At 47.2% G+C, this 26,369-nt stretch carries 21 protein-coding genes; 1 reads left to right on the forward strand and 20 read right to left on the reverse strand.

Annotation, left to right across the window (positions count from 1 at the left end):
• Positions 1-507 precede the first annotated feature (507 nt).
• The 20 genes from VE954_RS08790 to VE954_RS08885 form a co-directional block, all read right to left on the reverse strand.
• Positions 508-1,185, reverse strand: coding sequence for a class I SAM-dependent methyltransferase (locus VE954_RS08790; protein ID WP_324951768.1), 678 nt, complete (start codon positions 1,183-1,185; stop codon positions 508-510).
• A 29-nt stretch (positions 1,186-1,214) separates the two neighbouring features.
• Positions 1,215-1,970: a glycosyltransferase family 2 protein gene (locus VE954_RS08795; RefSeq protein ID WP_324951770.1), complete on the reverse strand. Its 756-nt coding sequence runs from the start codon at positions 1,968-1,970 to the stop codon at positions 1,215-1,217.
• Between the two features lie 29 nt (positions 1,971-1,999).
• Complete coding sequence (locus VE954_RS08800) at positions 2,000-3,076, reverse strand: NAD-dependent epimerase/dehydratase family protein (protein ID WP_324951773.1); 1,077 nt, start codon at positions 3,074-3,076, stop codon at positions 2,000-2,002.
• A 19-nt stretch (positions 3,077-3,095) separates the two neighbouring features.
• Complete coding sequence (locus VE954_RS08805; protein WP_324951775.1) at positions 3,096-4,169, reverse strand: NAD-dependent epimerase/dehydratase family protein; 1,074 nt, start codon at positions 4,167-4,169, stop codon at positions 3,096-3,098.
• A 138-nt stretch (positions 4,170-4,307) separates the two neighbouring features.
• On the reverse strand, positions 4,308-5,624 hold the full coding sequence (locus VE954_RS08810; protein ID WP_324951777.1) for a hypothetical protein: 1,317 nt from the start codon (positions 5,622-5,624) through the stop codon (positions 4,308-4,310).
• Complete coding sequence (locus VE954_RS08815; RefSeq protein WP_324951779.1) at positions 5,621-6,586, reverse strand: glycosyltransferase family 2 protein; 966 nt, start codon at positions 6,584-6,586, stop codon at positions 5,621-5,623. Before VE954_RS08815 ends, VE954_RS08810 begins: the two co-directional genes overlap by 4 nt.
• A 78-nt stretch (positions 6,587-6,664) precedes the next feature.
• Positions 6,665-7,174 (reverse strand): hypothetical protein, encoded by a 510-nt coding sequence (locus tag VE954_RS08820; protein WP_324951781.1) that lies wholly within the window; start codon positions 7,172-7,174, stop codon positions 6,665-6,667.
• Positions 7,171-9,711: a glycosyltransferase gene (locus tag VE954_RS08825; RefSeq protein WP_324951783.1), complete on the reverse strand. Its 2,541-nt coding sequence runs from the start codon at positions 9,709-9,711 to the stop codon at positions 7,171-7,173. Before VE954_RS08825 ends, VE954_RS08820 begins: the two co-directional genes overlap by 4 nt.
• Positions 9,708-11,642 (reverse strand): ABC transporter ATP-binding protein, encoded by a 1,935-nt coding sequence (locus VE954_RS08830; protein ID WP_324951785.1) that lies wholly within the window; start codon positions 11,640-11,642, stop codon positions 9,708-9,710. The genes VE954_RS08825 and VE954_RS08830 overlap by 4 nt, the downstream gene beginning before the upstream one ends.
• Positions 11,642-12,439: an ABC transporter permease gene (locus VE954_RS08835; RefSeq protein ID WP_324951787.1), complete on the reverse strand. Its 798-nt coding sequence runs from the start codon at positions 12,437-12,439 to the stop codon at positions 11,642-11,644. Before VE954_RS08835 ends, VE954_RS08830 begins: the two co-directional genes overlap by 1 nt.
• 28 nt (positions 12,440-12,467) lie before the next feature.
• Positions 12,468-14,912, reverse strand: coding sequence for a hypothetical protein (locus tag VE954_RS08840; RefSeq protein ID WP_324951789.1), 2,445 nt, complete (start codon positions 14,910-14,912; stop codon positions 12,468-12,470).
• Between the two features lie 33 nt (positions 14,913-14,945).
• A complete protein-coding gene (locus VE954_RS08845; protein WP_324951791.1) occupies positions 14,946-15,539 on the reverse strand; it encodes a hypothetical protein in 594 nt (197 codons plus the stop codon).
• Entirely contained in the window at positions 15,536-17,560 is a 2,025-nt protein-coding gene (locus tag VE954_RS08850; RefSeq protein ID WP_324951793.1) for a hypothetical protein, read from the reverse strand. The genes VE954_RS08845 and VE954_RS08850 overlap by 4 nt, the downstream gene beginning before the upstream one ends.
• Entirely contained in the window at positions 17,557-18,288 is a 732-nt protein-coding gene (locus tag VE954_RS08855; RefSeq protein ID WP_324951795.1) for a glycosyltransferase family 2 protein, read from the reverse strand. Before VE954_RS08855 ends, VE954_RS08850 begins: the two co-directional genes overlap by 4 nt.
• The gene (locus tag VE954_RS08860) at positions 18,275-19,870 is read right to left on the reverse strand and encodes an NTP transferase domain-containing protein (RefSeq protein WP_324951797.1); all 1,596 of its coding nucleotides are present in this window, start codon (positions 19,868-19,870) and stop codon (positions 18,275-18,277) included. The genes VE954_RS08855 and VE954_RS08860 overlap by 14 nt, the downstream gene beginning before the upstream one ends.
• Positions 19,871-19,872: 2 nt before the next feature.
• Positions 19,873-20,778 (reverse strand): class II aldolase/adducin family protein, encoded by a 906-nt coding sequence (locus tag VE954_RS08865; RefSeq protein WP_324951799.1) that lies wholly within the window; start codon positions 20,776-20,778, stop codon positions 19,873-19,875.
• Positions 20,775-21,440, reverse strand: coding sequence for an HAD family hydrolase (locus tag VE954_RS08870; RefSeq protein WP_324951800.1), 666 nt, complete (start codon positions 21,438-21,440; stop codon positions 20,775-20,777). The genes VE954_RS08865 and VE954_RS08870 overlap by 4 nt, the downstream gene beginning before the upstream one ends.
• 26 nt (positions 21,441-21,466) lie before the next feature.
• On the reverse strand, positions 21,467-23,191 hold the full coding sequence (locus tag VE954_RS08875) for a hypothetical protein (protein ID WP_324951802.1): 1,725 nt from the start codon (positions 23,189-23,191) through the stop codon (positions 21,467-21,469).
• Positions 23,192-23,369: 178 nt separating this feature from the next.
• On the reverse strand, positions 23,370-24,992 hold the full coding sequence (locus VE954_RS08880; RefSeq protein ID WP_324951804.1) for a hypothetical protein: 1,623 nt from the start codon (positions 24,990-24,992) through the stop codon (positions 23,370-23,372).
• A 63-nt stretch (positions 24,993-25,055) separates the two neighbouring features.
• Complete coding sequence (locus VE954_RS08885; RefSeq protein WP_324951806.1) at positions 25,056-25,811, reverse strand: glycosyltransferase family 2 protein; 756 nt, start codon at positions 25,809-25,811, stop codon at positions 25,056-25,058.
• Between the two features lie 376 nt (positions 25,812-26,187).
• On the opposite strand from VE954_RS08885, the gene VE954_RS08890 reads away from it, so the two are divergent.
• A partial coding sequence (locus VE954_RS08890; protein WP_324951808.1) for a hypothetical protein occupies positions 26,188-26,369 on the forward strand: 182 nt, incomplete at its 3' end.

Here is a 26,369-nt window from a genome sequence, read left to right on the forward strand (position 1 = left end):
TAATGCGTTTTGCATTTTTACCAAATGCCGAAAATGATCATCTTTTAAACCACTGTATTTTGATCACCAACTGCGGGTGATGAGGCAGGATACGATCAGGTGGGGACGGAGTCTAACCGTGACTTGCTGGGGCGCTTACGAAGGAAGAGACGAAATATGTGTGCAAAGGAGCAATTGAGCCGACTCAAATGTTTTTATTGAAAAGGACCTTCACCACCGGTTGGGCGCCTTCAATTTCCAAGCATAGATGGTGTTCTGTTTAACTCAAATCGAGACAGCCATTCTTTAACCCTTGAATTGCATTATCGGTCACGTCCAGATTTGACTGAAGAGGCGTTGAATGCACTAGCAAAAGAAACTTTCGAAAAGTCGAGCAGCTATTTAAAGACGCGCACGTTCATGCAGATGGTGTATGAATAATATTCGAGAATTAAATCAAGGCCGGCAGGAGGCAATTCAAGGCAGGAAAAACCTTGGAAGTACCGGGTTGGATGACATATTTGCCTCTCATGCAGGCCTTACAACCATGAACAATTGCTTACCAAAAAAGCGCCAGAAAAACGGGCACTTTAAATAAAACTTGAGCGCAACAGTGGAAGCAGCCCGACTTTTGGTTGAAAAAGGCAAGAATCGCGGTATCAAAACATCTACCTTAAATCCAACTGCTTCGACAGCCTCCTTTAGAGACCTATCTGATATTGGCAGCGTGTGATCAATAAAGTCAAAATACTCTTTATAAGCAAATCGATAATTCGGCTGTATGATTATGAGTTGTCCACCTGGTTTTAAAATTTCTCGAATAAAAGACAGTACTTTCAAAAGCGCTTGAAAATCCGGCAGGTGCTCAAAGAAATTTGAAACGAAGCAATAGTCAGCCTTTACTCCAAAGTCAGAAGCATTCGCTTTCAATATGTCCAGATGGTGAACCCGAATATTGCCCTGAGCAAATAACTGCGATTCGGGATTCAAGTCAATAAGGTGCTTTTCTTTGGCAGAAACTGCGTTTAAGAATTCACAATAACCGCCCCCAATATCAACAACAGTGGAATTCAGCCTAATATATTTCTGAAGAAATTCATTGACCAAAGTATTCCACAGTTCGGCCTTGAGTGTTTTATCTTTAGGCGAAAAACGAGCTGTGTAAAGATTCGCAAGTATTTTATCGAGAGCGAGGGTGGATTCCATTGTTGCTATCCCAACTTATTGGATTTTAGCTAAGCACTTTGCATCATCCGGTTCTTGGTACGATGATAGTCTTTTCGAGAAAACCATCTTTCAATTAAGCAGTAAAGAACAATAAAGAGATAACGAGAGCCCATTTCCCGTATTTTAAGCTTGGAAACTCCAAACTTTCTATTGGTCCATGAATTTGGCATGACCGCGTATGAGTACCCTCTAACAATCGCTTTAAGTGGAAGCTCTACTGTTAGATTAAAATGATAACTCAATAGGGGTTGAATACCCCGAATAACTTCGGCTCGATAAAGTTTGAATGCGTTTGTCGTGTCGTTGTAGGAAATCTGCATGACAATTTGAATAAAAGAATTAGCTAGTCGATTGAATACTTTCTTGTGGAAAGGGTAGTCTATTACAAGACCGCCTTTTGTCCATCGACTTCCAAAAACACAGTCAAAGCCTTCGTTCAGTTTCCGGTAGAAACGCACCAAATCAGTAGGGCTGTCAGATGCATCGGCCATATAAATTGCCACAGCATCCCCAGAGAAATTCTCCAGCCCCCGGCGAACTGCGAAGCCGAATCCGTTTGGCGGTCGGTTGTCAATGTAGCGAAGGTTTACAATTTCTTTGGACAAGGCATCAAGTATACCCTCGGTTCCATCCCTGGAGTTATCGTTGATAACAAGAATCTCGTGGTCAATGACTTCGCGCGAAAGAACTTCATGCAGGCTTCGAATAGTGCCCTCTATGCAACCCTCTTCGTTATGAGCTGGGATGACGACCGAAAGTTTCATAGCAAGCCCTTCCCCCATTTAATGTTAATTTAAGGCACTTTGATGTTTTCACGCTCTGCAACGGCGTAAACTATCTCACGGATAATCTCTCTAACATCGTAACGATAGTTCCATTTCGGGTAGTGCTCGCGGAACTTGCGGACGTCGGAAATCCACCAGATGTGATCGCCCGAGCGCGCTTCATCCTTGATAGTATAGTTCAATTCTCGTCCGGTCAGTTCTTTTATGATCTGGATCGCTTCGATCATCGAGCAATTGCTGTGGCGACTGCCGCCGATATTATAAACCTCGCCGGGGCGTGGCGATTCATGATAGGCCCAGAACGCGTGAACCAGATCGTTACCATGAATATTGTCACGAACCTGCTTACCCTTGTAGCCGAAGATCGAATAGGGACGCCCGGTCATTTGGCACTTCACAAGATAGGCGAGAAAACCATGCAGCTCCGCTCCCGAATGAGCTGGACCCGTTAAACAACCGCCGCGAAAGATGGCCGTCTTTATTCCAAAATACCGGCCATACTCCTGGCACATGATATCAGCCGCTACCTTGCTTGCGCCGAACACCGAGTGTTTGGACTGATCAATCGACATCGATTCATCAATGCCATGCTCTCCATACCCATGGGTTGGATCGCATTCCCAACGTTGCTCCTTCTCTACGAGGGGAAGGTAATTAGGAGTATCGCCATAAACTTTGTTGGTCGAGGTAAAAATAAAACTGGCTTCGGGCGCATGCATTCGAGTGGCTTCGAGCAAATACAAAGTCGCCAGTGCATTTACCGTAAAATCGGTGACGGGTTCCCGAGCCGCCCAATCATGCGAAGGCTGCGCTGCACAGTGCACAACCATCGCAATGTCTTGGGCATATTTTTCAAAAATCCCTTGAATGCCCGCCTGATCACGGATGTCAAGATTCTCATGGATATAACGATTAAACTCGGTCTGCATTCTCCGAGCATTCCAATCCGTCGACCCATCCGAACCAAAAAAATAAGACCTCATGTTGTTGTCGATGCCAACGACAGTCATGCCCTTGGCGTGAAGAAAACGCACCGTTTCGCTGCCAATAAGGCCGGATGCACCGGTGACTATTGCAACGCTCATAGATACTCCCGCTGATGGGTTATGTAAAAAGGGGTCTCAAAATCGTTTCAAATCTGGCCAGCCACGCTTTAATTTCACTAACTATGCTTTCTGGGGAAAGCTCCGGCTTCCAATCAAAACTGTGCCCAACATCTGCCAAGTCAGAGACAAACCAAGGAATGTCAACTGGCGAAGTCTCAGTTTGGGAACGAATATCAAGCCTCTGGCCGCAGATCTTTTCACAGATTTGCGTATACTCTTTGAGGCTGACTGCATTTTCAGGCCCGCCACCAACCGCAAAAATCTGTCCCCGATGCTTATCCAGCACAGGAATCTGCTGCTGTATAAGTCGGAAGAGGTCGCGAGGGTGCAAAAGATCGCGAACCTGCTTACCAGTCCCGCCAAAGCCTGTATAACTAAGTTGTCCTTGAAAAAGATGACGAGCAACCCAAAGAGTAAAGACCCCCTGATCAGTCTTTCCAAACTGCCAAGGCCCAGCGATTACGCCGCAGCGATTGACGAGCACATTGACATTAAAAACGGCTGCGTATTCTTCGATAAAAAGTTCAGAAGCGAGCTTCGTACTGCCATAAAGCGACCTAAATCCCCGGCCAACAGTAGGAAAGCTGCAGGCGATACCTCCCTTCGACAAGCCAGTCATATCCTGCTGTGCAGAAAGCTCAAAGCGGGTGTCGCCCTCGTCCAACTTAATCGAACGAAGTGCTGGGATGGAATAGACTCGCGAAGTCGACAGAAAAACGCCACCTGCAGACTTCTTACGCACAAAATCGAGGAAATTTATTGTACCATTGAGATTAGTGCCGATGAGATAGTTCACCCCTTGACCGGATTGGCCCGCATGCACACTCGGTTCCGCTGATGCCTCTATGGTCAGGTCAAAGGTGCCAGGAATATCTTCTAAGTCCTCACGGTTACGGATATCACCATGAATAAATTCAATATCGTGCTGTTTGAAGCGGGGTAGATTCAATTCTGAACCCCGGCGATGCAAGTTATCAAACACAACTATTTTGCTGTTGGGCTGCGACTGTTGGAAGGAAAGCGCCAATGATGAACCGACAAAACCCGCACCGCCTATAACAAGAATCCGCATATGAACCTCATAGAAAGGTCTCCAGATCTATCAAGCCCCAGAAAATCTACAGACGATTTGGAACAAAACGTATGAATTGCGCTTAGATATTAAATGTATTTACTGGGCCGGCCAACTCTTGATTTCGGTCGTTCTCGCTTAGACCGGCCCGCCCTCGACAAATTGACGCAGTTTGCTGATCTGTGCACTCCATTCGGGAAGTGCATTGATTTGAGCTGCAATATGTTCGCGCATGCGCCTTATGATTTCGGGTTGATCGATCAAATCGGCAATCACCTTCAAAAATGCCGCAACTTCCGGCTCGACAAGAATGGAGTTAATCTGATCTTTTAACTCCAAAGCCGTATTCTCACCTTTGAGGTCCACGACCACGCCCGAGCAAGCCATGACCTCGCGAGCTAACAGGGACAGATTGGTCGCGGAAGGAGCAATGACGATATCGCAGTACGAGTAGACCTGAGCGAGTTCGTCATGGCTTAGAAGTCCTAAATTAATATGCGGGAACGGGAGTCTGCGCTTTTCTTCGTCCCCAAAAGCGAAAACGATGAAGCGCTTGTCCATTTCTGGCAGAATCGACAACGCTATCCAGGCAATTTCAACACAACGCCTCGGCGTTAGGGACCGATTGTAAAGTCCAATCTTGAATGTGTTTGCCAAATCATTGGCTGCTTTATGTTCCTGGAGCGCTTTTAGGCTGAAGGTCGTTCGGGGATAATAAATAGATCGATCAGGGCACAGATAAAAGTAATCGCCGGTTACTGCAAACTTCGTCTTTAACGTTTCGAGCAACCAGGGCCCTGCCGTGAAAAATTCGAAACCCATACGATAGGTCTCTTCCGCGAAATGGTAATAGGAACCAACAGGGCTGAAAAAAGGCTCGTAGTCCTGAACAAAATAAATTTTTCGTTTGGCTATCCAGGCTTTGGCAGCGTAAGCCGTCTGCCAGGAAGTACAAATCACAATATCGGCTTCGCGGGCCAAACTTTGTGAGCTTATGATTTCCACTTCACCATGAACCGGAGAAAAATACTCGCTGATCTGCTTTTTTAAGGTCGTTGGGGACAGCATTGCTTGCATGTCGTTAAGCACGTAGATCTTATTCTTCACGCCGAGTTTCTCGAGACCACTGATAAAGCGGAACAGAGTCGTATGCCCGCCAGAACCTTTCAAAAAATGTGGGACGATCCATGCTATGACGCCAGTTGGCACCGCTGGCTGAGGCGCTGCCTCACTCATCGTTAAGTAAGACTGTCTGATGACATCCAATATGCCACCGAATTTATTTGATGCCCCAGCGAGACCAGGCAAAGGTATGGCTGCTGAAATACGCCCATCGAAATAATTTCCAAGCCTTTGCAGCAACGCACCCATTTTAATAAGGCTTATGCAGAAGAGACCGAAGAGACCTCGCTTCCGTAAGCGATATTGAATTTTGCTGAGCAGCGAGACACTCATTGACGCGCTCTTATGTTACGCATTTGCATGGAGAAAAAGCTTATACAGCCTTTTGGAATCTGTTCAAAGTTGGTTCCAAAAAATTGACCAATCGCAATCGACAACGAAATCCAAAGGCGGCGCCAAGCCCAGACCAATTTAAAGCTCTTGCTCGTCGGCATCCGCAGTAATTCACGGAGATCGTTACGCCAAAGCCAAAGGGCGCTCTTGCAGCATTGTTTCCAACCATACTTCTCAACAAGACCTAGTTTATAATACGAACGATATTCATCAAAAGTGCGATGCATCCACTCTTTTGTCGAATAAGAGTGAGAGTGGACGACAACGGCATCATGGGCATATGCCTTTGCATATCCTGCTTCTAGCACACTCTCGGCCCACTGCTGATCTTCCGCCATATCCGTATGCTTGAATGGTAGCTTTTCCCACACAGATTTTCGCAGGCAGGAGTTGTTATTGCTGAAAAAAATGTATTCTCCGCGATTTGCGTTGTAATTTGCGTCCTTCTCCCAGAATTGTCTACCAGCTTGATGGAATCGCTCAAAATGCTTGCATAAGTCAAGTTCTACTATCGGATCTTCATTCGGCCGGGCAATATGCCGCCCAAAAACCCCGGCGATTTTTCCGTCATCTTTCCGTAAAGGTGCAACCAAATTTCTCAACCAAGAGCTATTGGCTGGCGTCGCATCATGGGTCAACATAACAACGAATTGTCCACGAGTTTTGCTAATCGCGAGGTTGCGTGTGCTACCATGATTAAATTCGTGCGAATTTATCTCGATGAGTTGAACATTATGCTTTTTCAGGACTTCGAGCGAGCCATCGGTTGAACCAGAGTCCACGACGACAATCTCAAAGGCGAAGTCAGTTTCTTGCCCGCCAACGGCCTCCAGGACCTCAGGAAGATAGCGATAGCCGTTCTTCACAGGGATAACAATAGAAACCAGCAATTCCGCCTTCACTGCACGTCCCCTCAAAGGCAACCATATAACCGATCGCATGGCTTGGATGCGCAAATCGAATGTCATCGATCTCCGCATCTAACTTTGAACACTCTGCTGCGCAAAGAGGTAACCCTTCGCCTCCAGACCCCAAGTTTCAATTGGAGTTGCATAGGGATTATTGGTCAGGGGCGTTATCCAGCCAAAGCTTTCCACAACATCTCTTGAATGGCGATCCCGGCTCACAATGCATTGCAGCCATGTGCCTTCATTCATCCGCACTGCAAAAGGCATGCGCGGGTCGGGTAAATCCACTGATACTATCCCAACCTTGGTGGCTTTCGTACGGAACACAGATTCGACAGCCAAATGCTCATCCGGAGAATCGAGATCAGCTTGTCGAACCGGCTTCCTATAAAAAATGCCGTTTTGACCCCAGATGATTTCCATTGGCAAGGCGTTAACCACCAGACCAAGCATAAGCGCTTCTGGCTTGAACCCTGGATCATATTGCGGAGAAATCATAATTTCGACTGCACTCTGGATGAATTTTTGTGCAATGGGATTCTCTACGCCAGCCAACAAATAGATTTCAAGCTTGCCCGTCATAATTTTTCCAAAACAATTTTCAACGATTTATACAATTCTATGGGTATCAAGCGCTTGATGCCCTTCAACACGAGGGCGTCAACCAAGCGATAACGGAGCGGAGCCATATTCACCCTCAGACCCTTTGTTGAGACCTGATCAACAACCCCAGCACCAATATTATGGGCTCTTCCAATCGCTGACTCAAGTTGCGGCCAAGCATTCATTCCCACGTTTCTCCAGGAGCACAAAAGTTGAAGCGCGGCCGCCAACATGGGGTCTGTCACCGTTTGTAAAATATCACGCACGGCTTTCATATATGCTTCTTGAGCAACACCAATCCGCGCCTCCGCGAAGCTGAGGCCGTTCTCAGCAATCTTCTTAAAGTAGATGGAGCCCGATTCTTTCTGTCTCGCAAAATGCGACCGCAGATCGCTTGCATCGCTAAAAAAGAGAGCATTGTAGCCGTTCATGCAATGGCCTGGCGCGCCTTGATAAGGCTTGATCATCACCAAACCTCCAGTGGCCATCATTTCCAATGGCGCGAATCCAAAACTGTCCAATACGCTTGTTCTAACGAGAATATCTGCCTCAGAAAATCTCTTAAGGACGTCTTCTCGATCGATATTATTCAACACAGTCCATCCACTCAAATCTCGATTTTCCAGGAAATTTCGATCTTCCAGCGATCCAGCAAATATGAGAGTTTTTCGAACAAAACCCAGCTGCTCGACAATATCGATCGCTTCTTCCAAATTCTTGAACTTGGCGCAACTCCCCTCAACCACGACAGACGCATCTTCTGGCTCTCGAATGCTTTCCCAATCTCGCACTCGAGGATATTGAGACCAATCAACCAAAGGGGAGAGTTGGTTTTCAATGAGAGTGGAGTTGATGCCAAAACGCACGCTAAGAACTGTCTGTATCCAATGGGAGACGGAAATGACCTGGACCCCTCGCACAAGGTAAGGCGCTATAATCCGCAGACGTTCACTGAGCCTTTCTGGATCGACGAAGTACTCTTCGATCGACTGAGCCAACCAAAGGAATCTCTCGGCTGGGATTCTGCTAGCCCAAAATAGACTTTCCCAGCAGGTCACTACCATGAGCGCAAAAGGCTGCCCTTTCTTATGGGTCAGGTATTCGAGACTATATATTTCAGCGCCATAGTTATGATTGGGCGGATGTCGGGCACCACGAGGTGTCGCGACAACAACTTGCATTCCATTCTTTTTAAGGGCTGCAATGAATTCAGCAATTACAAATATCCCGCCGCTTACTGCGTAATCCGGTGCAACGACAAGGACTCGCTCATGGATTGAACATTCGAGTTGCCCACCAATTGGAAGAGCTTCCAAAGAATCCCTGGATTTAGCCAATTGGTGAAATGTCGCACGAAACTTATCACTCGAATTCCTGTAATCCTGTAGATAGCGAACTTGACCATAGCGTTCAGCATCGGCCAAATACGCAGAGAGTTCCGGATGATGCAGCTGTGACAAGACAAAAGTCTTGACAGGCAAACGCCGTATCATCGGCATTTCTCCTTCTGCCACAGCCAGGACCTCGGTATGAGACTGCTTAAGATCGATGAGAGCCATACATACTTCGTCGAAAAATTCAGTCAATGCGTACAGACTGAGCGCAACCGTTGCAGTTGTTGCCCCTTTGGCATTTTTTAGTCGCTGCCTGAATCGCTCTCTTGCAAATTGCTTCAGGGATTTCAGCTGATCCTTCGCAACATCGTTGGTTTCAGTGTCACGGAACCATGCGAGAGAGTCTGCTTGACTCTCCACCAGCAATGCGGCTTCGTGCTCTGTATTCCAACGTTGATAAAAAATGCCGACGTGTGGTTTCAGAGCGTCGATACCAAATGAAGTTTCTCCTCGGTGGTACACAAAATCATTTGGCAGGACGTGGGCCTTCCAGCCACGGCTCAACAGGCGATAGTGCAAATCTGATTCTTCGCCGTAGCCCTTGCCAAATATGGGATCGAATAAACTAACCTTATCATCGATCGCTGCTACCCGTATGACCAACAAGTGCCCGACTGAAGTTACCGCATGAACTGGCTTGGAATATGCTTTTGCACTAAGATATTCTGATGCATCCGCATAGTCGACGCCATCAGGCAAGTTGATGCTGAGCTGACCTCCCCGATTCGCAAAGAAACTCAGCAGCGCGACATCAGAATGTGCGTCCATGTATTGGAGACCAGAGCGTATGGCGCGGCGAGTCACCATCACATCAGAATTGCACAAAATGATATACTCGTAATCCGATCGAAGCCTTTGAAATACAAGATTGCAAGTACCCAAAAATCCAAGATTTTTGGGATTTTTCCCCACATACACATCTGGCCTGCGCTGAGCTAATTGCGAAAGCAACGTCCCTACACTTGCCTGAGGGGACGCATCGTCCTGGATGTAAAGATCAAAATCCTCGCCAAGACCGCCTTGTTCGAGTGACAGAATACACTTCTCTAACCAGATTGCCGCGTTATAGACCGGCAGTACCACAGCCGCCCTTGCCCGCAATGGAGAAATGGTCGGATTCATAAAAGTCCTCCATTGAATCTAAGGCTCTCTATGATCTTGCCGGCCCATTGTGTGGAATCCGGCAATTTCAAATGAACAAGGTCAAATTCAACATGTTCCTTTGCTTCGGACGTCCTGCGCTGCCAAATGTTGAAGATCTGTTCGGCAAGATCATGTTCCAGCGACGATCCAAAGCGTGTCAAGTCACCTGCCACTGGTATTCCGTAGTTTTGCAGCTCACGAGCAAGAGGCAAAAAGTAATCATGCAAATGATTAAACAAGACAACTGTTGATCCTATGGGCAAACTCACCAACTGTGATCGGCTTATTGATTTAAGATGCACCAAAGGGCCGAGTTGCACTTCAGGGCATGTGTCGCCGATAGAGATGACGCTCACAAGTGAAGACTCCTCCTGCCCCAGCATATCCAAGAATTGTTGGATACTCCTAAGTGCGACATTGAGGTGAGAGGAGGTCAGGAGCACATCGTTCAAGATCACGATATGAAAAGGAACGTCGTTCTCTATCGAATGGCGACGACGAATTTCAGGAAGAGTGAAATTAGGAATATCAAACTTCACAAAAGGAAACTTGCTTTGCGTGGCTGACAGCCACTCTTTTGGCTCGCCTGGCGGTATTTCATTTTCATCGATGTTATTCCAGAGTGATAATACTTGTCGACAAAACACTTGCCCGGGTCCACATGCGAATGCTCTGGTCGTTTGTATGTGAGCCAATGCCCTCCAATCCATGCAAAACACTAGGTCCTGCGCATTGATAGGCAAAGGCTTTGCCGAGTGAGTTGGAAGATAATGAATTTCGTAGTAGCAAGAAGGTACTTGGGATGATCTCTTCCATGACTCCAAATCAGACTTGAGTTGCTCCAGCCCATCGAGCTCATGAAATACCAAGACGCGCAAGTTTCCGAAAGCTGAATGTACTGCCAGATACTCATAGACTTTCAAGCAGACAAGTAGCTTTGAATAGAGGTATCCACCGGTAACGAGATCGTGCGCCAATGACACGCAAATATTAACCGAGGGCGCCTGCACGGCATCTGTTTCTTGCAGAGTATACGTTTTCATGCTTGGCAAGAGAAATCGATTTTTCCATACCGCAATGAATTCAGGATCGAGTGCCGCATTAGCGGCAGGTTCTTCCGCGAGAGCAGAGTTCATAGTCACTTTGCCCTCTGCGTGCCCGCTTTCACAGCGGGACAAATAGAAGCGAACTCCATCACTGGGCTCGCCATCGAATACCAACTGTCCCTGCTCGAGGACAACCACCCTTGTTGCCCAGGTTAGCACAGTATCGAGATCATGAGAGACCAAGCATATGGTCTTGCCTTTTTGCTTAAATTCCAGCATTTTCTGCCGACTTTTTTGAGCAAACCTATAATCACCGACCGATAGAATCTCATCAATGACCAGGATGTCAGGATCAATCATCACAGCCACGCTAAATGCCAGCCGCATATACATGCCGCTGCTATAGTGTTTGACAGGCTGCTCAACAAAGTCACCTAACTCCGAAAATTCGATAATTGCGGGCAAAAGCAGATCGATATCGGATGGCTTGAGTCCCAAGATCTGACCGTAAATGTAGATATTATCACGTCCACTGAACTCGGGATGAAAACCCGCCCCCAGCTCTATAAGAGCGCTCAATCGACCTCTTACACGGATATCACCACTGTCCGGGCTATAGATTCCAGAAATGAGCTTGAGAAGGGTGCTCTTTCCACTGCCATTGGACCCGAGAAAAGCGACCACTTCCCCTCCCTGAATCTGAAGGCTCAAGCCGTGGTAGAGCTCCTTATACTTGACCTTGCTTTGTCTATGTTTCCGAGAGAAGATGCTGAGCACACCTTCCTTAAGTGTTTCTGCATTTCTGCCCTGATAGACAAATTTCTTCCAGAGGTCGTGAATTTCAATTATGGCCTGCTCACTCATCACACATTCTCCGCAATTTTTCGCCGCAAGAGCGTCACAGTGTAAACAGCAGCAAATTGCAGAAAAGCTGTGAACAAGATTACACTGAGACACGCGCCAACGCGTGGATGTTTGCCCCAGAAAAAGAGCGCGCTGGAAATATCAAGCAACTGCGCGATCGGCTGCAGAAGGAGTAATGTCTGAACTTTTCCTGGAACAGTTTGCATGGTATAGACGACAGGAGTTGAGAAGAACAAAATCGTGAGAATATTATTGGTAAGTTGTTGAATATCTTTCATCAAAACAGACGTCAAGGCGATGATCACCGATAAGTACAGAACAAAAAACAACATGAAAAACATGAATAAAGGGAATAAGAGAAACTGCCAGGACAGCCTCTGATAAACCAAAGCTGCAAAGGCGAGATATACCGTGAATGCCAAACTGAAGTTGAGGAACTGTGATAGGACCACTTTTGCAGGGATAATTTCCGGCGGCAACGGAGTCTTCGTCACTAAGCCTCCTGCTCCATGGATGGAAGTTGCAGATTCATTGATAGAGTTGGCAATCGTTTGCCACACGAGTATGCCCAGCAATACATAGAGGGGATAGTCAGGAATTTCAAAGCGAGAGATGAAACTAAAGACTACCGAATAGGTGAGCATGAGAAGCAGGGGGTTTACAATGGTCCATAGAAAGCCCAGGACACTCCCCTTATAGCGTGCAACAAGATCACGCTTTGCCAAATTCCATATCAGGCCCCTATGGCGCATCAAGTTGCCATAAAATTCACTATGAGCCCGCCATAAATTTATCATTCTAGCTTTCCTCAACCCTGTAGTCGCCTTAGACCCCAATTAGAAAACGCGTCGGTATCAAACTAAACATTCCCCAAATCGAGCTTATTAGGAAGAAAAGAATCAAGAAAGCCAGCAACAGTTTAGCCAGGTCTCGCCAATCACGATTTAAACCGGCTCCTATAAGCGAACACCCAAGGAGCGGGGGTATAGCGTACAAACCCCACGCGGGCAATAGGTACCGCCCTACTAAGGTATGACTTTGCTCCCAAGCAGCCCACAAGAGAATTATCCAATAAAGCCCTCCAAAAATGAGCCAAGGAAGGCACAGCAAGAGGAACTCTGTCGTTCGCCATATGGCCGCCAAAGCACAACAAACTAATCCAACTTGCCACAGCTGGCGTAAAATAAAGTAATAACCCTGCGGAGCAGTTGTATCTAGCCAGCCATAGGCCAGAAAATTGGTTTGCCAAAGAAAGTAATCCTGCTCGTAATGAACAGCCTGCGACATAATTGCTGCCACGCACTGCCCGAGAAATTCCCTAAAGGGAGGCTTATCGAGATTCATCCCGTATATGTTTGGAGCAAATCTCACCTCAGGCCAAAAAAAATTGAACAAGAAAATGCTCAGGCAAAGCAAAAATAGGAAGACCAGTGTCAAGGCCCAACGAAAACTCGAAGAATCTGAGCCGCTTTGAGCCATTGGAATCACACGATGCCGAATGAACAGCACATGAAGGCTTAGGGAAAAGAGGGTGAGAGCTGCAAGTGAGAGTACGGAGACGACCCAGCTTTTCGTTAAAAATGCCAAGCGAGCTCCTTGGTTCGCGCTCCATGCCCCCAGCCTAGCGGCATAAGGATCGAGAAGGTTTGGATTGGCAAGCCAAACAAAAAGGGCGTATGCGAGCAGCACCGACACAGGAACCACGAGAACACTTAGCCAAAACGACCGCGAACCTTTTTCAATCTTTGAATTCCATGCATTCCAGACGCTAAGGGCAACAAGACAAGGAGGTGCAAGAAACAGAAGGGGCAAAGCGGGAATCGCGGAATCGCCTAAAAACACTAAAACGAAAACAGCTGCACACATGCGAAGATTGGCGAGCTTAAAGGAACCTTCGGGAACTAATAGGGACGCGAAAAGACTACCCCAAACAATGGCCAGTCCATAGTTGGAAACAGAAGACACCAACGACAGCGAAACAGGTAGAAAGAGGCTTGTAAACAGAACACAAATAGCCAGATGTGCTCGGGTAAGGATGTGAAATCCCAGTCCAAGAGCGACCAATGCCAGGGCAGGAATCGCAATAGCGAGTCGCGCATAAACAACAAAATTATTTGTTGGCAACAACCTGCGTTGAAAAGCATGCCAAGCCAGGGGCATGGCGAATCGCGTGTAAGCATCGTATATTTTCGATCGCGCACTTGGGATGACATCGAATCCATACTGGCCCAGATCCGGATTTTGAGGCAAGCCGCGAACAATGGGCGTAGCAGGATGTTTCTCCACCTCCAGAAAGCTCACTTGTCCTGCTATTTTACGAATAACCTGATCGGCAATTTCACGATCCCCGGGAGCGAGTTGCATCCTTGCCAAACCTTTCAGATGCTGGGGCTCATCTGGATTTTGAAAGGGCGGCGTCACCCAAATAAAACTTAAGGCCAAGAGTGCCCAGAGTACCGCCCCTAATGAACTCCAAATTACGATCCTCTCTGGAGATGTCTGTTTCCAATCAACCATCAAACCCCAGCTGCTCAATAAAAAGCCCGCCAGCAGGATGCCAATGCCAGCAATGGAGAAAAAAAACAGGACTTGAAAAAAAACAGGATTCCAAAACTCGCCATAATCCAGCGCATTCAAAAAAGAAAAGGACGGTGTATCGTTCGGATAGAGAGAGAAGACGGGAAGTATAGCAGCAGGCTTCGCATTCTGACTGCATGCCCCCTGTTGACAGGCCTTTGCATAGATAGCGATCATTTCATCAGCAGCATGGTGCTCGAATCGCAACCTCAGGGCGCGGAAATCCATCCAATTTATGGCTACACGCTGGTTTGGACAATCCAGGACAATTTCCACCAATTGATTGTCTTTCAGATCGACCGCCCGGCGCGACCGACATTCGACAATAGAATCACTGAATACAAATTGGATTCTTAAAGATCTTTCGCGGATATCGAGGCCATAGGTTCCTATAAAGAGATTCAAGCCCGTTGGCAATCGTTGTTCATTGAGAGATTTCCATCCAAGCAGCTCATCGGGTACAGCAATCTCGTCCCTTATATGGAGCTGTTCCAGAGCCAAAGTCTTTAGGTCCAGATCCTTCGCGACATCCACGCTTGGATAATGACGAAGCGGGATGAGAGATTTAGGGTAGAAAAAATCCATGCGCACTTTGGCCAAAAGCAAGCCAATGCACACGCAAATAACGGCCGCGACAGGTAACAAAAGTTTTTTGAAACCGACACGAATGTTTTGTGCGCTTGATGTCTGCATTGCAGTTACCTTACTTTTCGGTGGCTTGCCAGTTCACCATTTTTGCCAAAACGCAGGCTTTTTGGTGCAGATCGCGTCTGCTTGGTTGAACCACGCGCGAAAAGCCGGATCCACCTCGGAAACTCCTTGCAGCTCTGGAGCGACGAGGCAAAGTTTGAAATGTTCCTTTGCCGCCTGCAGTTGCGTTACTGGCAAGGGACGCCCTTCAAAGCAATCGACCCAAAGCCAGTCTGCCTTTCCCTTGAATTTTTCAAGCGCCTCGAAGGGTTCATATGCCGAGAGACGACATGCAAATCGCCTCTCGCTTTTTTGGCAGGCCCACTTCACCAGCGTAGGCAAAGCCGTATCGAGAAAGAAGAAATTCCTAATGCCGTGCGATTCACAGACGACTATTAATTCGGCCTCCAGCCCATCCTCCTTGGTATTGAGGATAAGAGGACCGCGAATGCCACGTTTTGCAAATAGGCTGATCCAATCGTTAAAAGAAACACCTTTTATGAAGGGGTCATGATGCAAATAAATTTCATGGGAATTCGGATCAGAACGGAGGTCGATCTCCGCACCAAATCCAGGATTGAGATCTTCTAACTGCTCCAGTGTATTGATACGGTGCTGGATATAAATCATTTACCAAAACCTCGGGCTTCCATCCGCTGGAGGAGACTCAGCGCTAGCAGTTGATTGATCCCATCAAAGCCAGCTAGCCACTTCGGCAGAAATTTGGCACGAGTCAAGCTCTTGAGGGAGGGAAAGACTTGGACCGCAATCCTGGCGACATCAAAGGCCGAGATAGAGCCGGACACTTCTAAAAAAACTCGATCTATGTTTTCTGGCAAGGACTCATAAGCCACTTCAAGGCCTTCCACGCCCTCCAATGCTTCATAGAGCTCTTCAAGCAGAGCGTCATTCCACAGTATATGTCGCATCTTTATATCAGGCACCATGCCATCAATGACGTCTTTTTCCGTGATGTTTCGAATCGGATGCGCCTCCACTATCCAATCAGCGTAATACATTTGGGGCTCGATATACTGCTTGCCGTCCGATTTACGGGAATTCAAGGCGTTGACGACTTTTTCGAGCGAATAGCTGCGTTCCTGCACATCGCGCTTGATCTTCCACGCCATACGAATAGCTGGGTGGGGATTAATGAAAACTTTCAGGTCCATTGCTTCTCGCATGTCCTTCGGATAGAGCGTATGCAAACCTTGTATAATAATCGTCTGACTAGGTTTATACACTCGCGGAGGAGTGAACATTCCAGTCTGATGATCGTAGTGGGGCTGGGAAACAGTTTGACCCAAGGCCAATTCACGCGTATGGAAAGAGAGCTTACTGAGGAAATTTGCTCGAGGGCTGAGATGCGTGAAAATCTGAAAGTTTTGATGACCCCGCTCCCAGCGATGATAGTCATCTCCTTCGACAAAAGATGCCTTACGGACGTCAAAAACCTGAGACAGAGCTTCTGACAACCTGGATTTTCCAGCGCCTGAATCTCCAGCAATGCCTATGATGACCGGTCTCAGCCGTGACGACAGAGGAAACTCCCGACGAACAAAGTACCACATCAAAACCAGGTTCGCTGCGATGCTCGTCTGTACGAGGGTAAAGGCAACTCCCGACAAAAAGCTGGGCACCTGTCGTAGAGGATCAAACCCAACAAAGTAGATAAAGTAGAAAGCCATTTGCAATACAGGCAAAATCCAATGGACAAGTGAGAACTGTGTGACAAAAACGGCAGAAAACGGCATCAGCCACAGATACCAACTAAACATCGGATCAGTGGCTAAAAGCAAGGCGTTAAAGACGATACCTAACCCAAAAAACAGGCCCTGCTCAGTAAGCTTCTGAGAGACCAAAAGGCGCCCCAAAACTACCAACACAAAGACAAAGCCAACGTAAAGATGATTTTCATTACTCAGAGGTATTGCAAAAGCGAAGAGTCGCATTGCTTCTGGGGAAGTGAGCGTCACATACCCAAGATTTCCTGCCACATAGGGGAGATAAAAGCCAGCCAATCCCACCAGAGCACTAACGCATGCAAATTTCGATAGATCCCAAAAAGCCTGAGGCCAGAACGTGTTTCGCCAGATAAAGAGGAAGAGTAGGGGAAATGCAAGCGCCGTGTGGAACTTGGAGGCAACTGAGAGGCCCGCCCAAAGTCCTGCCAAGAGAACTTGACCACGGCAGAGGGCAAAGCAGGCAAATGTTATGAATGCCATAGGAACGAGATCAATATGGCCAGCAACATAGGCAACATAAATCAGAATAGGATTTAACCAATAGAAACCAAGCCAGCGCGATGGCTCCACTTCAAACTTGCGCTTGACGCTAAAGTAGACTGCCAGATCAACCAAGAGTAGTGGGAATTTAAAGAGAAATAAACCGAGCGCTCCAGTTCCAAGAGCGGAAAACCCCAATTTGAAAAATAAGGCCTTTGGCCAAGCGAGAACCACAAATAGCACAGCGCCATAGGGAAATTGGTGGGGCTCCTTATGCAGCCAAGGGTTGAGGCTGCCCGTTTCAATCGCTTTGTCGATAAAGGGAATGAAGAGATCTCTGACAAAGTAGGAGTCAGTCGTGGGTATAAGACTCAACTTGAGTACCAAGCCCATCCAAAAAAGTACTTTAAGCCAGGGCTGCTTCATGCGCCGCCCTTTTTTCTACGCAGCTCGAACATGTAGCGAATCATCCCCAATATTGTTTTGTAGCGGCTCATAAAATTAGATGCCCAGTTCGATAGTCCATGAATTCGGGGGGGAAATCGCACAGGTATCGTCTCAAACCGAAAGCTCAGCTTCGTAGCCTGGTACAGAACATACAGATCAAATGCAAAGGTCGTCGGAGGAGCCTTGATCGCCCCTAACAGGTGACGCCGGAAGACCTTGGGTTGCGCGTTGAGTTCATGAACCTTCATACCAAGGATAACGCGTGAAAATGCCTCAAACGTCCGACTCACAATCCGATCGCGCCAGTTCCTCTCATATCGCTCGCCTTTGACCATGAGGTTGCGCTCTCGGGAACTTTCCACCATGCGGAAAGCTTTAATGGCATCGGCCGGATCGCACTGCTGGTCGGCGTGACTCCAGCCAATAATTTCGCTCTTCGTCGCCGAAAGTCCCTGCCAAATTCCAAAGCCGTAACCCTGATTCTTAGCGACTTTGACGACCCGAAACCAGTCCTTTACCAAAGGATTCTTGCTTTCCAATTCCAGGACTTCGTCAGAGTTGTCAAGAGACCCATTTTGCACAACAATCAAGCTAAACTCATCCGCGCTCAAACCAGATTCTTGAGCAGCGCGAACCGCTCTGAGTATAACATCCGGGAGATTCTTGGCTTCGTTATAGGCAGGGATAACCAATTCAAACTTTGTCATTTGCCACCTCGACTCCAGGAAATCGCGACCGCCGCTCGTAGGCATGACCAAAAAATACTTCTTGCCAGTATAGACTTTCGGCCAAAGAATCCGGGTCGCCCCAATTAACATATCCATCGAGCGGAATCACACGCACGAGAAAACCCTGGCTCAATAACTCCGAGAAAACAGAATCCAGGTAAATCTCACCATTAACACGGACATCTTTGGCTATCAGGCGATCCAGACCCTTTTGCATGACAGCCTTATCGCGGAACCAAAACGTACCCACGAGGAGGTTATGAGCGAGAGGATTTCCAACAAGTGATTTCTTTACAGACACGTTTGTTACCCGAGGAAACTCATCGTCTCCTTCAGTTTCCACCCAGGCATAAGCTTGAGGCCGGCGAGCCCCTCCCGGAAAACCCTTGACGGTGAATATCGCGGCATCGACTTCCGAATCTTCTTTAAAGCGAATCCATTTCTCTGGATCGAGAACTATACCATGGTCACAAGCCGTGACAATAATATCACCGCTATCCCGAAGGAGAGGCATTCCAGCTTGAACTGACAGCGCCTGTCCGCTCGGAGTTGCTTCAAGTAACAGGCTGTGATTCAACCTATCGGACAGATAACCCCTATGAGACTCCAACGCGACGAGCTGTGTATGGGTTGCAGTCGGCAAGCTTGCCAGCGACTCCTCGAACATCAGCCTTTGGCCGATTTTCAAGAACGGCTTCGGAACGTGTGTGAGCTGCGAAAATCGGCTCCCCAAACCGCACATTGGCAGGAGCACCTGCTCAACTCGGAAATCCTTCGAGGTTTTCCCCTTAAAGCGACTCCATGAGCTTAATGTACGATGCCAATACTCGTAAGCTTGCAAATCCTCAGGAGTACCCCACTGGTAAAAATATGGGATTTCGAATATCCGGACATCTGCATCTCGATTGGCCTTCAATACAGCTTCGATTGTGAGACTGGTGTAGCTTTCTCCATTGAGGACCAGGCCAAGCCTTTCCTGAACTGCCAGAGCTTCCTTCAGAAGCGAAGCGGATTTGAAATAGTACGTCCCGGCTGAAGCAAATTCCTTTTCTCTATCATCCCCAAACCAGCCTTTTTCTTTCACTTCCAGCACCCGCTCGCCATCCATTCGGCTGTATGCGTAGGGCACGGGTGAGAGGTAGTGCGCATGGAAGCCACGATAGGAAACCAGGCAGGCATCACACTGCGTCGTCTGAACAAAAGATTCAAATCGAAAGGGATCCCAGCTCATGCCATAGTCACAGTAGCTCACAAGGACCGGAGCAGCAGGGGGCACTTTTTCAAGCGCCTTAAGCAAGGCTTGTCCAGGCCCCTTGCTATGCGGTGGGATGGAGAGAATTTCGATACCAGGGCGAAGTGATTGCAGTTTTTCCTTGATACCTGTGCCGGCATGGTTATCCGCAATGACGGCAACTGCTGGCCAGTGATTTGGAAATACCGAAAGCAGCCGCTCAATCATCGGCACGCCACACACTTCAATCATGGGTTTAGGTTGAGCGTATCCAGCTTTTTGAAAGCGTGTACCTTGACCTGACATCGGCAATAACAGATGAATAGACATATTTAGTTCTCTTGATAGCGCAGGATTCTAAATTTTTCTGTCGGCAGGCCAGCGATTTGAGACCAATACACCTGCGGTATTTCAACAAGATCGGGGCAAAGCCGATACATTTTGTGGGTTGCTTGCCATATTTCATTGAGACCGGAGTCGTGAGTTTTCAGGTAAAAGGTATCCTTGTCTCGAACGTCTGGTATCAATGCCGACGCAAATTTTTCTAGAAAAACCGCTGTGTCGGGGATATAGACTTTAAAGGGCTGAGCAGGATTCTCATCTGAGATTTCATGGCTCAGATCCTCCCAGCCAAACCTGGTCTTGATCTCGGACTCAAGCGCAATCCACTCATCCAATCCTGATGGCTCATTCATCGCTAGAATCACACCATGGTTACGGAGAATATAGACCTTCGCAGGCTTGGCGCTTTGAACAGCAAGGGCTAAATCCAGACCTGGTTTCACAAAATCAATAAAGCTCAGGTCTGCCCGACACCCGAACAAGGATCGTGCCGCGGCATCGCCGCGAAAGTAGCGATCCGCCAGCATTATAGCAGCAAGGGAATGAAAATGAACGACCCAGCGAGCATGGAGAGCCATGTGGAAAGAGGTTTCCATGGAAGCCCTGTCTTTCATTATAGGCCTGGCGATCACATGAGTGTTCAAAAGTTGGGCATAGCGTTCTTCTCCCTCGCTACCACTCTTTAGCTCAGCAAACTCCTGCCGCATACGATGAAGGTCCATATCGACATAACCGCATTCTTGCGTCACAGCTTCCAAGCGATAGCCGGAAGCTTTTATTCGTAAAAGCGTTCGCCCTTCAAGATCAAATTTCTCTGAAACATTCCCACCAGCTCCCTGCACCCACTCGGGCACCCTTTGACCAACTTTGTGACATAAAGAAAAAAAATCTATCATAGCTCCCCTAACTCTAGCAGTTCAGAAAGGCTATTGAGACCAGGACCCTCTGGATCGAAACCCCTGATAAACTCATGGGTCATCAGAGCCCTCATCCCCAAATTACGCGCGGGCAGAATATCATTTTGGAAGCTATCCCCCACCATTACGCTTTCCTCCACTGCAATACCAAAACGGCGTAACAGAGTATGGAAGATATAAGAATGAGGTTTTTCTACACCTACCTCTTCTGAAGTGAGAATTCCAGTGAAGATACTGAGACGACCTTCTGTCATTGCATGGAGCTTGGCAAGCTGCGTCCGAGTATTCTCATTGGTCAAAAGATAGAGGGGCATTCGCTCCGATAGCTCACAAAGCAGGTCAAATCGCCCATGCACGCGAGACCATTCCTGGATAGCTGATCCCAAGTCATGTTCGTACTGATCATAGAGATCAATTGCTGAACGTTCATGATCCAATCTAAGTTCAAGGTACCTCTTGAAGTAAAGAAGGCGGTTGCGAGCTGCAACGTGACCACTCGGCAGAGTGGTCTTTACTTGCTGACGAGCTGCCAAGTAGGTTTCTTTCCATAATTTATCGCCGCCAAGCGTTTTCTCTAACGCCTGCTCATAAAGTCGACTTGAAGGAATGATCGTATCGTCGAGGTCCAAAATGAGATTCATTGATGATTACTCACACGAGTGCAATATCATAAAACACCGGGCAATCCTTCGCTTCTTGTATCAAGCAAGGGCACAAGATGAATAGCCCCTTCATAGCGTCCCCAGAATGAAAAGAGTTGAGGCCTTACCTCTGTGTCTGCTCGCAGAACATGATCCTCCACCAATCTGATCAACCTGCTCTGTTCGGCTGTCCTGTGTTGAATCTCTCGCTTTTCTCCGGATTGGATCATGATCCACCTGACACCCAGGTCATGCAATACCCGCATGAGATCATCTGATGTCTTTATGTCGGTTTGACGAGAAGCAAGGGCTGACTGAATAGTGCGAAAATTCTGAATGTCATCGTGTGTCAAACCACGCAGATAAAGAAACATTTCTCCATTGACCGGAACCCCCCCAAAAAACGCAATTCTGCCTTCTATGTTCTGCCTCTTCAGAAACCCCAAAGCCTCTCGGTACGGATAAGTGGATTCCGTAGTTATACGTCTGTCGGGCCATTGCTGATAACCAACGTCTTGCCATAGATTACGCATCGTCCATAATCCATAAAAAAACAGGCAGGCGGCCACAGCATAGACCCATCGTCCTCTGATTGAAGGGACAGCACTGGCCAGCAGAATAACCAAGATACCACCGCCGTATTCCGCATGGTACCGCCCCAGCCCCCAAAGATAATCCCAAATTGAAAAGTACAACAGGTAGGCAGGAATCAAGCCAAAGACAAAGGGCCAAGTTCGAAGATTCGAGCGAAATCTCCAGAGATGCCAAGCAACGAGCAAAAAGAGACAAAATATCCAGATAGGAGTCAAGGCTTGGAAAATGGCTTGAAACCCGCGCCCAGTAACAATGGAGCTTAGAATGTTCTGAAACATGCTTGCGCCTTGAGCTGCCACATGGTTGAGCTGCTTCATAGTGTAAAGCGTCGGTAGAAAAAATAAGCCAGGGAGTAAGGTCAATATCCAAGTTCGTGGGCTTGCGCGCCATAGCAGCAAATAGAGGCCGAGAACGGGCCAGATAACGATAGATGTTTGACGAGCCAAAGCAAAGAAACCAACCCATAAGCCGCAATATATCAAGCGCTCTTCTCGTTCCTGCCGCGACAGTTCTATTTCTGGCTGTAGAATCAAATAGGTCCCCAACCACGCACAGAATGCCCAAACAGATGGCTCCACGATGCCCGCCACGTGAGCTACAGAAGGAATAGATCCGGCCGCAAGCACCGTCGCACATCCGAGAGGCCATCGCTTCGATCGAGCGGCAACATATATGCCTGTCGCAGCCAGCATCGAAGACACTATGAGGATGGGAGCTAAACGGAATGAAAGATCATCAAAACCAAAAATTAATTGGCCGGCAAAAAATGGCAGTAAACGAAGTGGTGGATGCACTTCCAATCGGGGGCCCAAGAAACTGACGATGTAGCAAAGCAGATTAAGGACAGCAAAGAGGATGGGATAAAAAAGCCAGGGGGACATGGCTCTCGTGATGCGACGCAACAGGTAGTATGCCACCAGTCCACCTAGGGTGAAAGCAAGGTTGAGCTCACCTACGATCTCTGGGATAGGCCGTAGTTTTAACCAGCTCCATGCAGGCACAACTTTCCAAAGAAGTTCAAGGCAGCGTAGCCCTAGACTCGCTTGATCGGCATGATAAAGTTCGTCCCCACCTAAAGAGGTCATGATTCCGGCAGAGTTGAGGGTCAGAACCACAATAACTGCCAGCAGGAACCATGCAAATTTTTGCCAGCTCAAGTTCAGCTGCACATGAAAGGATCTGTATAGCCAATGAACGGCACAGATGAGCGCGCATACAAGGCTCTGGCGTGCGTACCCTGGCTGGAGTCCCGGCGATAGAAAATCCCTCAATACGAAGGCCCATGTAAGCAAGATTGTAGCAATCCAAGAGACCGAGATCTCGTATTTTATGAGTTTAGAATACGGCCTCATTCTGCTCCTTCACCAATGCAATGTGAGTTCCTTTGAATAAAGTTTTGTCTCGTTGAGTTTCCCTTAGATCAGATATCGGCAGTACAGTACCCCAGACCCCATGGGCATCGCACGCGACAAGATTTAGGCCTACGATCCAGAACAAGCGATGACGAGACTCGTGACTTTCGCCCAGAGGACCACAGACCGCGAGTTTAGCGGGTGGAGAGACTCGCTCGTCTTTCAATTTCCTGGCCATATTTTCCAATTCGGCATGCATCTCCTTGGGATATCTCGGCGCAGTCTTAGCAATCTTTTTGTAGTACATGAAATAATTGAGCAGGGGAAAATTGTCAGTAGGGATATCCGAATCTTCCACAGCAAAACCTGCAAAATCCAAAACAAAAGTCGTGTGGGGAGGAGATATAGGCTTTGACTTAAACCGAAGTACCGTCTGAGGAGTGAGAGGTAAAATCGAAGCCTCAAAACCCGAAACGTTGTAGGCTGCTAAATTAACGCTGAAGAAAACACCTGCTGCTGCTACAGCTACGCCGACCAAACCAGACTGACTCAAAGAAAACCAGCGCAAGCAATTTGAGCGATCCAGGGCATATCCAGCCAGTGCTATCCATTGAGGAACCATGTACATGAAAAAACGCACATCAGTCCAAGCGTAAAACAAAATCCACACGAATACGTTAAATATCAATGCAACGTGTATAAATTCCTGATTCGCCTCTTTCGAGCGCACCGTTTTAGCCCAGCCGTAGACTACAAAAAATCCGAGAGGCCAACCCAGGAAAGCCAAAAAATTAATGATATATGTGGGAACCCCGAAAAAATGGAAGTGAAGCAATGGAAAGTGTACGACTCCTGAATGAAAAGGAGACCCAAACATCCACCATTTGTAAAGAAATTGGGGAGTCGCCAAACCCAAAAAAAGGGCGACGCTGAATAAAACGATCTTACGGTGCTTTTTGAGCCATTCAACTCCGCAAGTTCTAAGCAGCCTTAACGCAAAGGCCGGTGCCAAGAAAGCGGGAGCAAATTGAAAATTGAACGCAATTGCGAGGCAGACCGAAAAAACAATGAGATATCGTGGTTCTTTGTCGATGCGAAACAAGGCGCCGAAAGAAAAAATCAGAAATGTGACGCACCAGGGATCGGCCAGTACGTAGTCAAAAAAACTATGAATTCGAAATACAGACAAAAAAATTGCTGTCGTAATGAGAGCAAGCTCTCTTCTTACGAGGCCCCTTAACATCCAGTAGCAGCCGAAGTAAAATATCCATAAAAGACCTGCAAGAATTTGCGGGTAAATATCAACACTTTCAAGACATTTGAGCACAGCGAAGAGTAATGGAAGGGCTGGATTCCTTTGGACAACTTCGACCGCATTATTCAAATAGTGAAGTGCATCGGTGAGCCATTGATATCCATCGTAGGTAATAAATGGATAATCAAAAATCAAATGCTCAAATCTTAAAATTTTTGCTTTTTTAAGAAATAACAGGAATAGCATCGCGAAAAAATAGCCCGGAAAATACCTACCTAAATGCGATGTCAGTGCTCGCTTCAAGAATAGAAGGTGGGTCCAACTCGCGAATTTTTGTCGCTCCTCGAACATTGCGGATCTCCGATGCGAAAAGCTTAGTTCAATACTTTGCTGCCCTGGAATGCAATTCGCCTACTACAACCACTGACGTCCTGAGGGGATATATTGATTTGGCATGCTTGATTGGATATAGTTATGGGGTTTTCGCAAATAGTTAAAACAGAAAATATGCCAAAGTGCTGCCAAGCCATCTTTCCAGGTGATCTTCTTGCCTTCAAGATATGTTCGAGGGAAATAAGATATAGGGACTTCCATCATGCGAGTTCTTAAACGCGCTACCTTTGCTGTTATTTCGGGTTCAAATCCAAATCGGTCGGATTCCAAGCTAATATTTTTGATTATGTCCGCTCTGAAAAACTTGTAACAAGTCTCCATATCCGTAAGGTAAAGCCCACTGGCTATATTGCTTAAAATAGTTAGAAAACGATTGATGAGATAGTGGAAAGTCCTATGGACCTGGTCAGCATTTTTTTTGAATCGAGACCCAAAGCATATATCAGCTTTATTGGCCAACAAAGGTTGAATGATTCGTACAATATCGTCCGGCGAATACTCAAAGTCAGCATCCTGCACACCTATGATGTCCCCAGTCGCCAGCTGGAAACCTTTCCGCAAAGCCGCTCCCTTCCCTTGATTTTGGGGCTGACGAAATATCACTGTCTTGCTTTGAAATGGATAATTTTGGATGATCTCAAACGACTTATCTTTGGAACAGTCATCGACAAAAACCAGTTCTTTCGGCACCCCAATATTGAGTCCGTCGATAGTCTGTAAAAAACTCTCGAGATGGGATGCTTCATTGTAAACCGGTATTACAAGACTGACGTACATAAAAATTCTCCTGAAATGAACGCCTTAACTCATGCTTCTTTAACGACTTGGCAAATACATCCCGTAATGACGCCAATTGAGGCGAGCTCAGCCTACATCGTGACTTACCATTCAGGCCGAGACTGTACCATCGAGGCAGCATATTGGACAATTATTATCAAAGCACAGGGGTTTCATTGCCGGTCATACTCCTCAATATCTCCTGGACCCTTTTTAGTGATTTCCTGACCACTTCAACCCCTCCAGATTGGGTCTAAACTGCCTTTGTTGACACACTATATTTTTTTGACAAGTTTATGCGATCTGCATAAGGTGACCTGTATGCGTATTGTAGAAATAGTTTAAAAAAGTCTTCTGACTGAAGAAGGAAGCCTCATTGTATTCTTTGAAGAGTAAATTCAACCTTTTAGCTCTATCGTGGCTATTCCTGGTTGGCGTTTTTTCTTACGCAGTTTATCCCGTGTTTGCCCAGAGAGGAGGAGACTTTTTTCTCTATCACTCAATAGGGGAGCTTTTTCAATCGAATGCTTGGCAGCATATGTATGTCACCTCAGAACA

The sequence above is a fragment of the Oligoflexus sp. genome, from assembly GCF_035638955.1.
Classification (GTDB): Bacteria; Bdellovibrionota_B; Oligoflexia; order Oligoflexales; family Oligoflexaceae; genus Oligoflexus.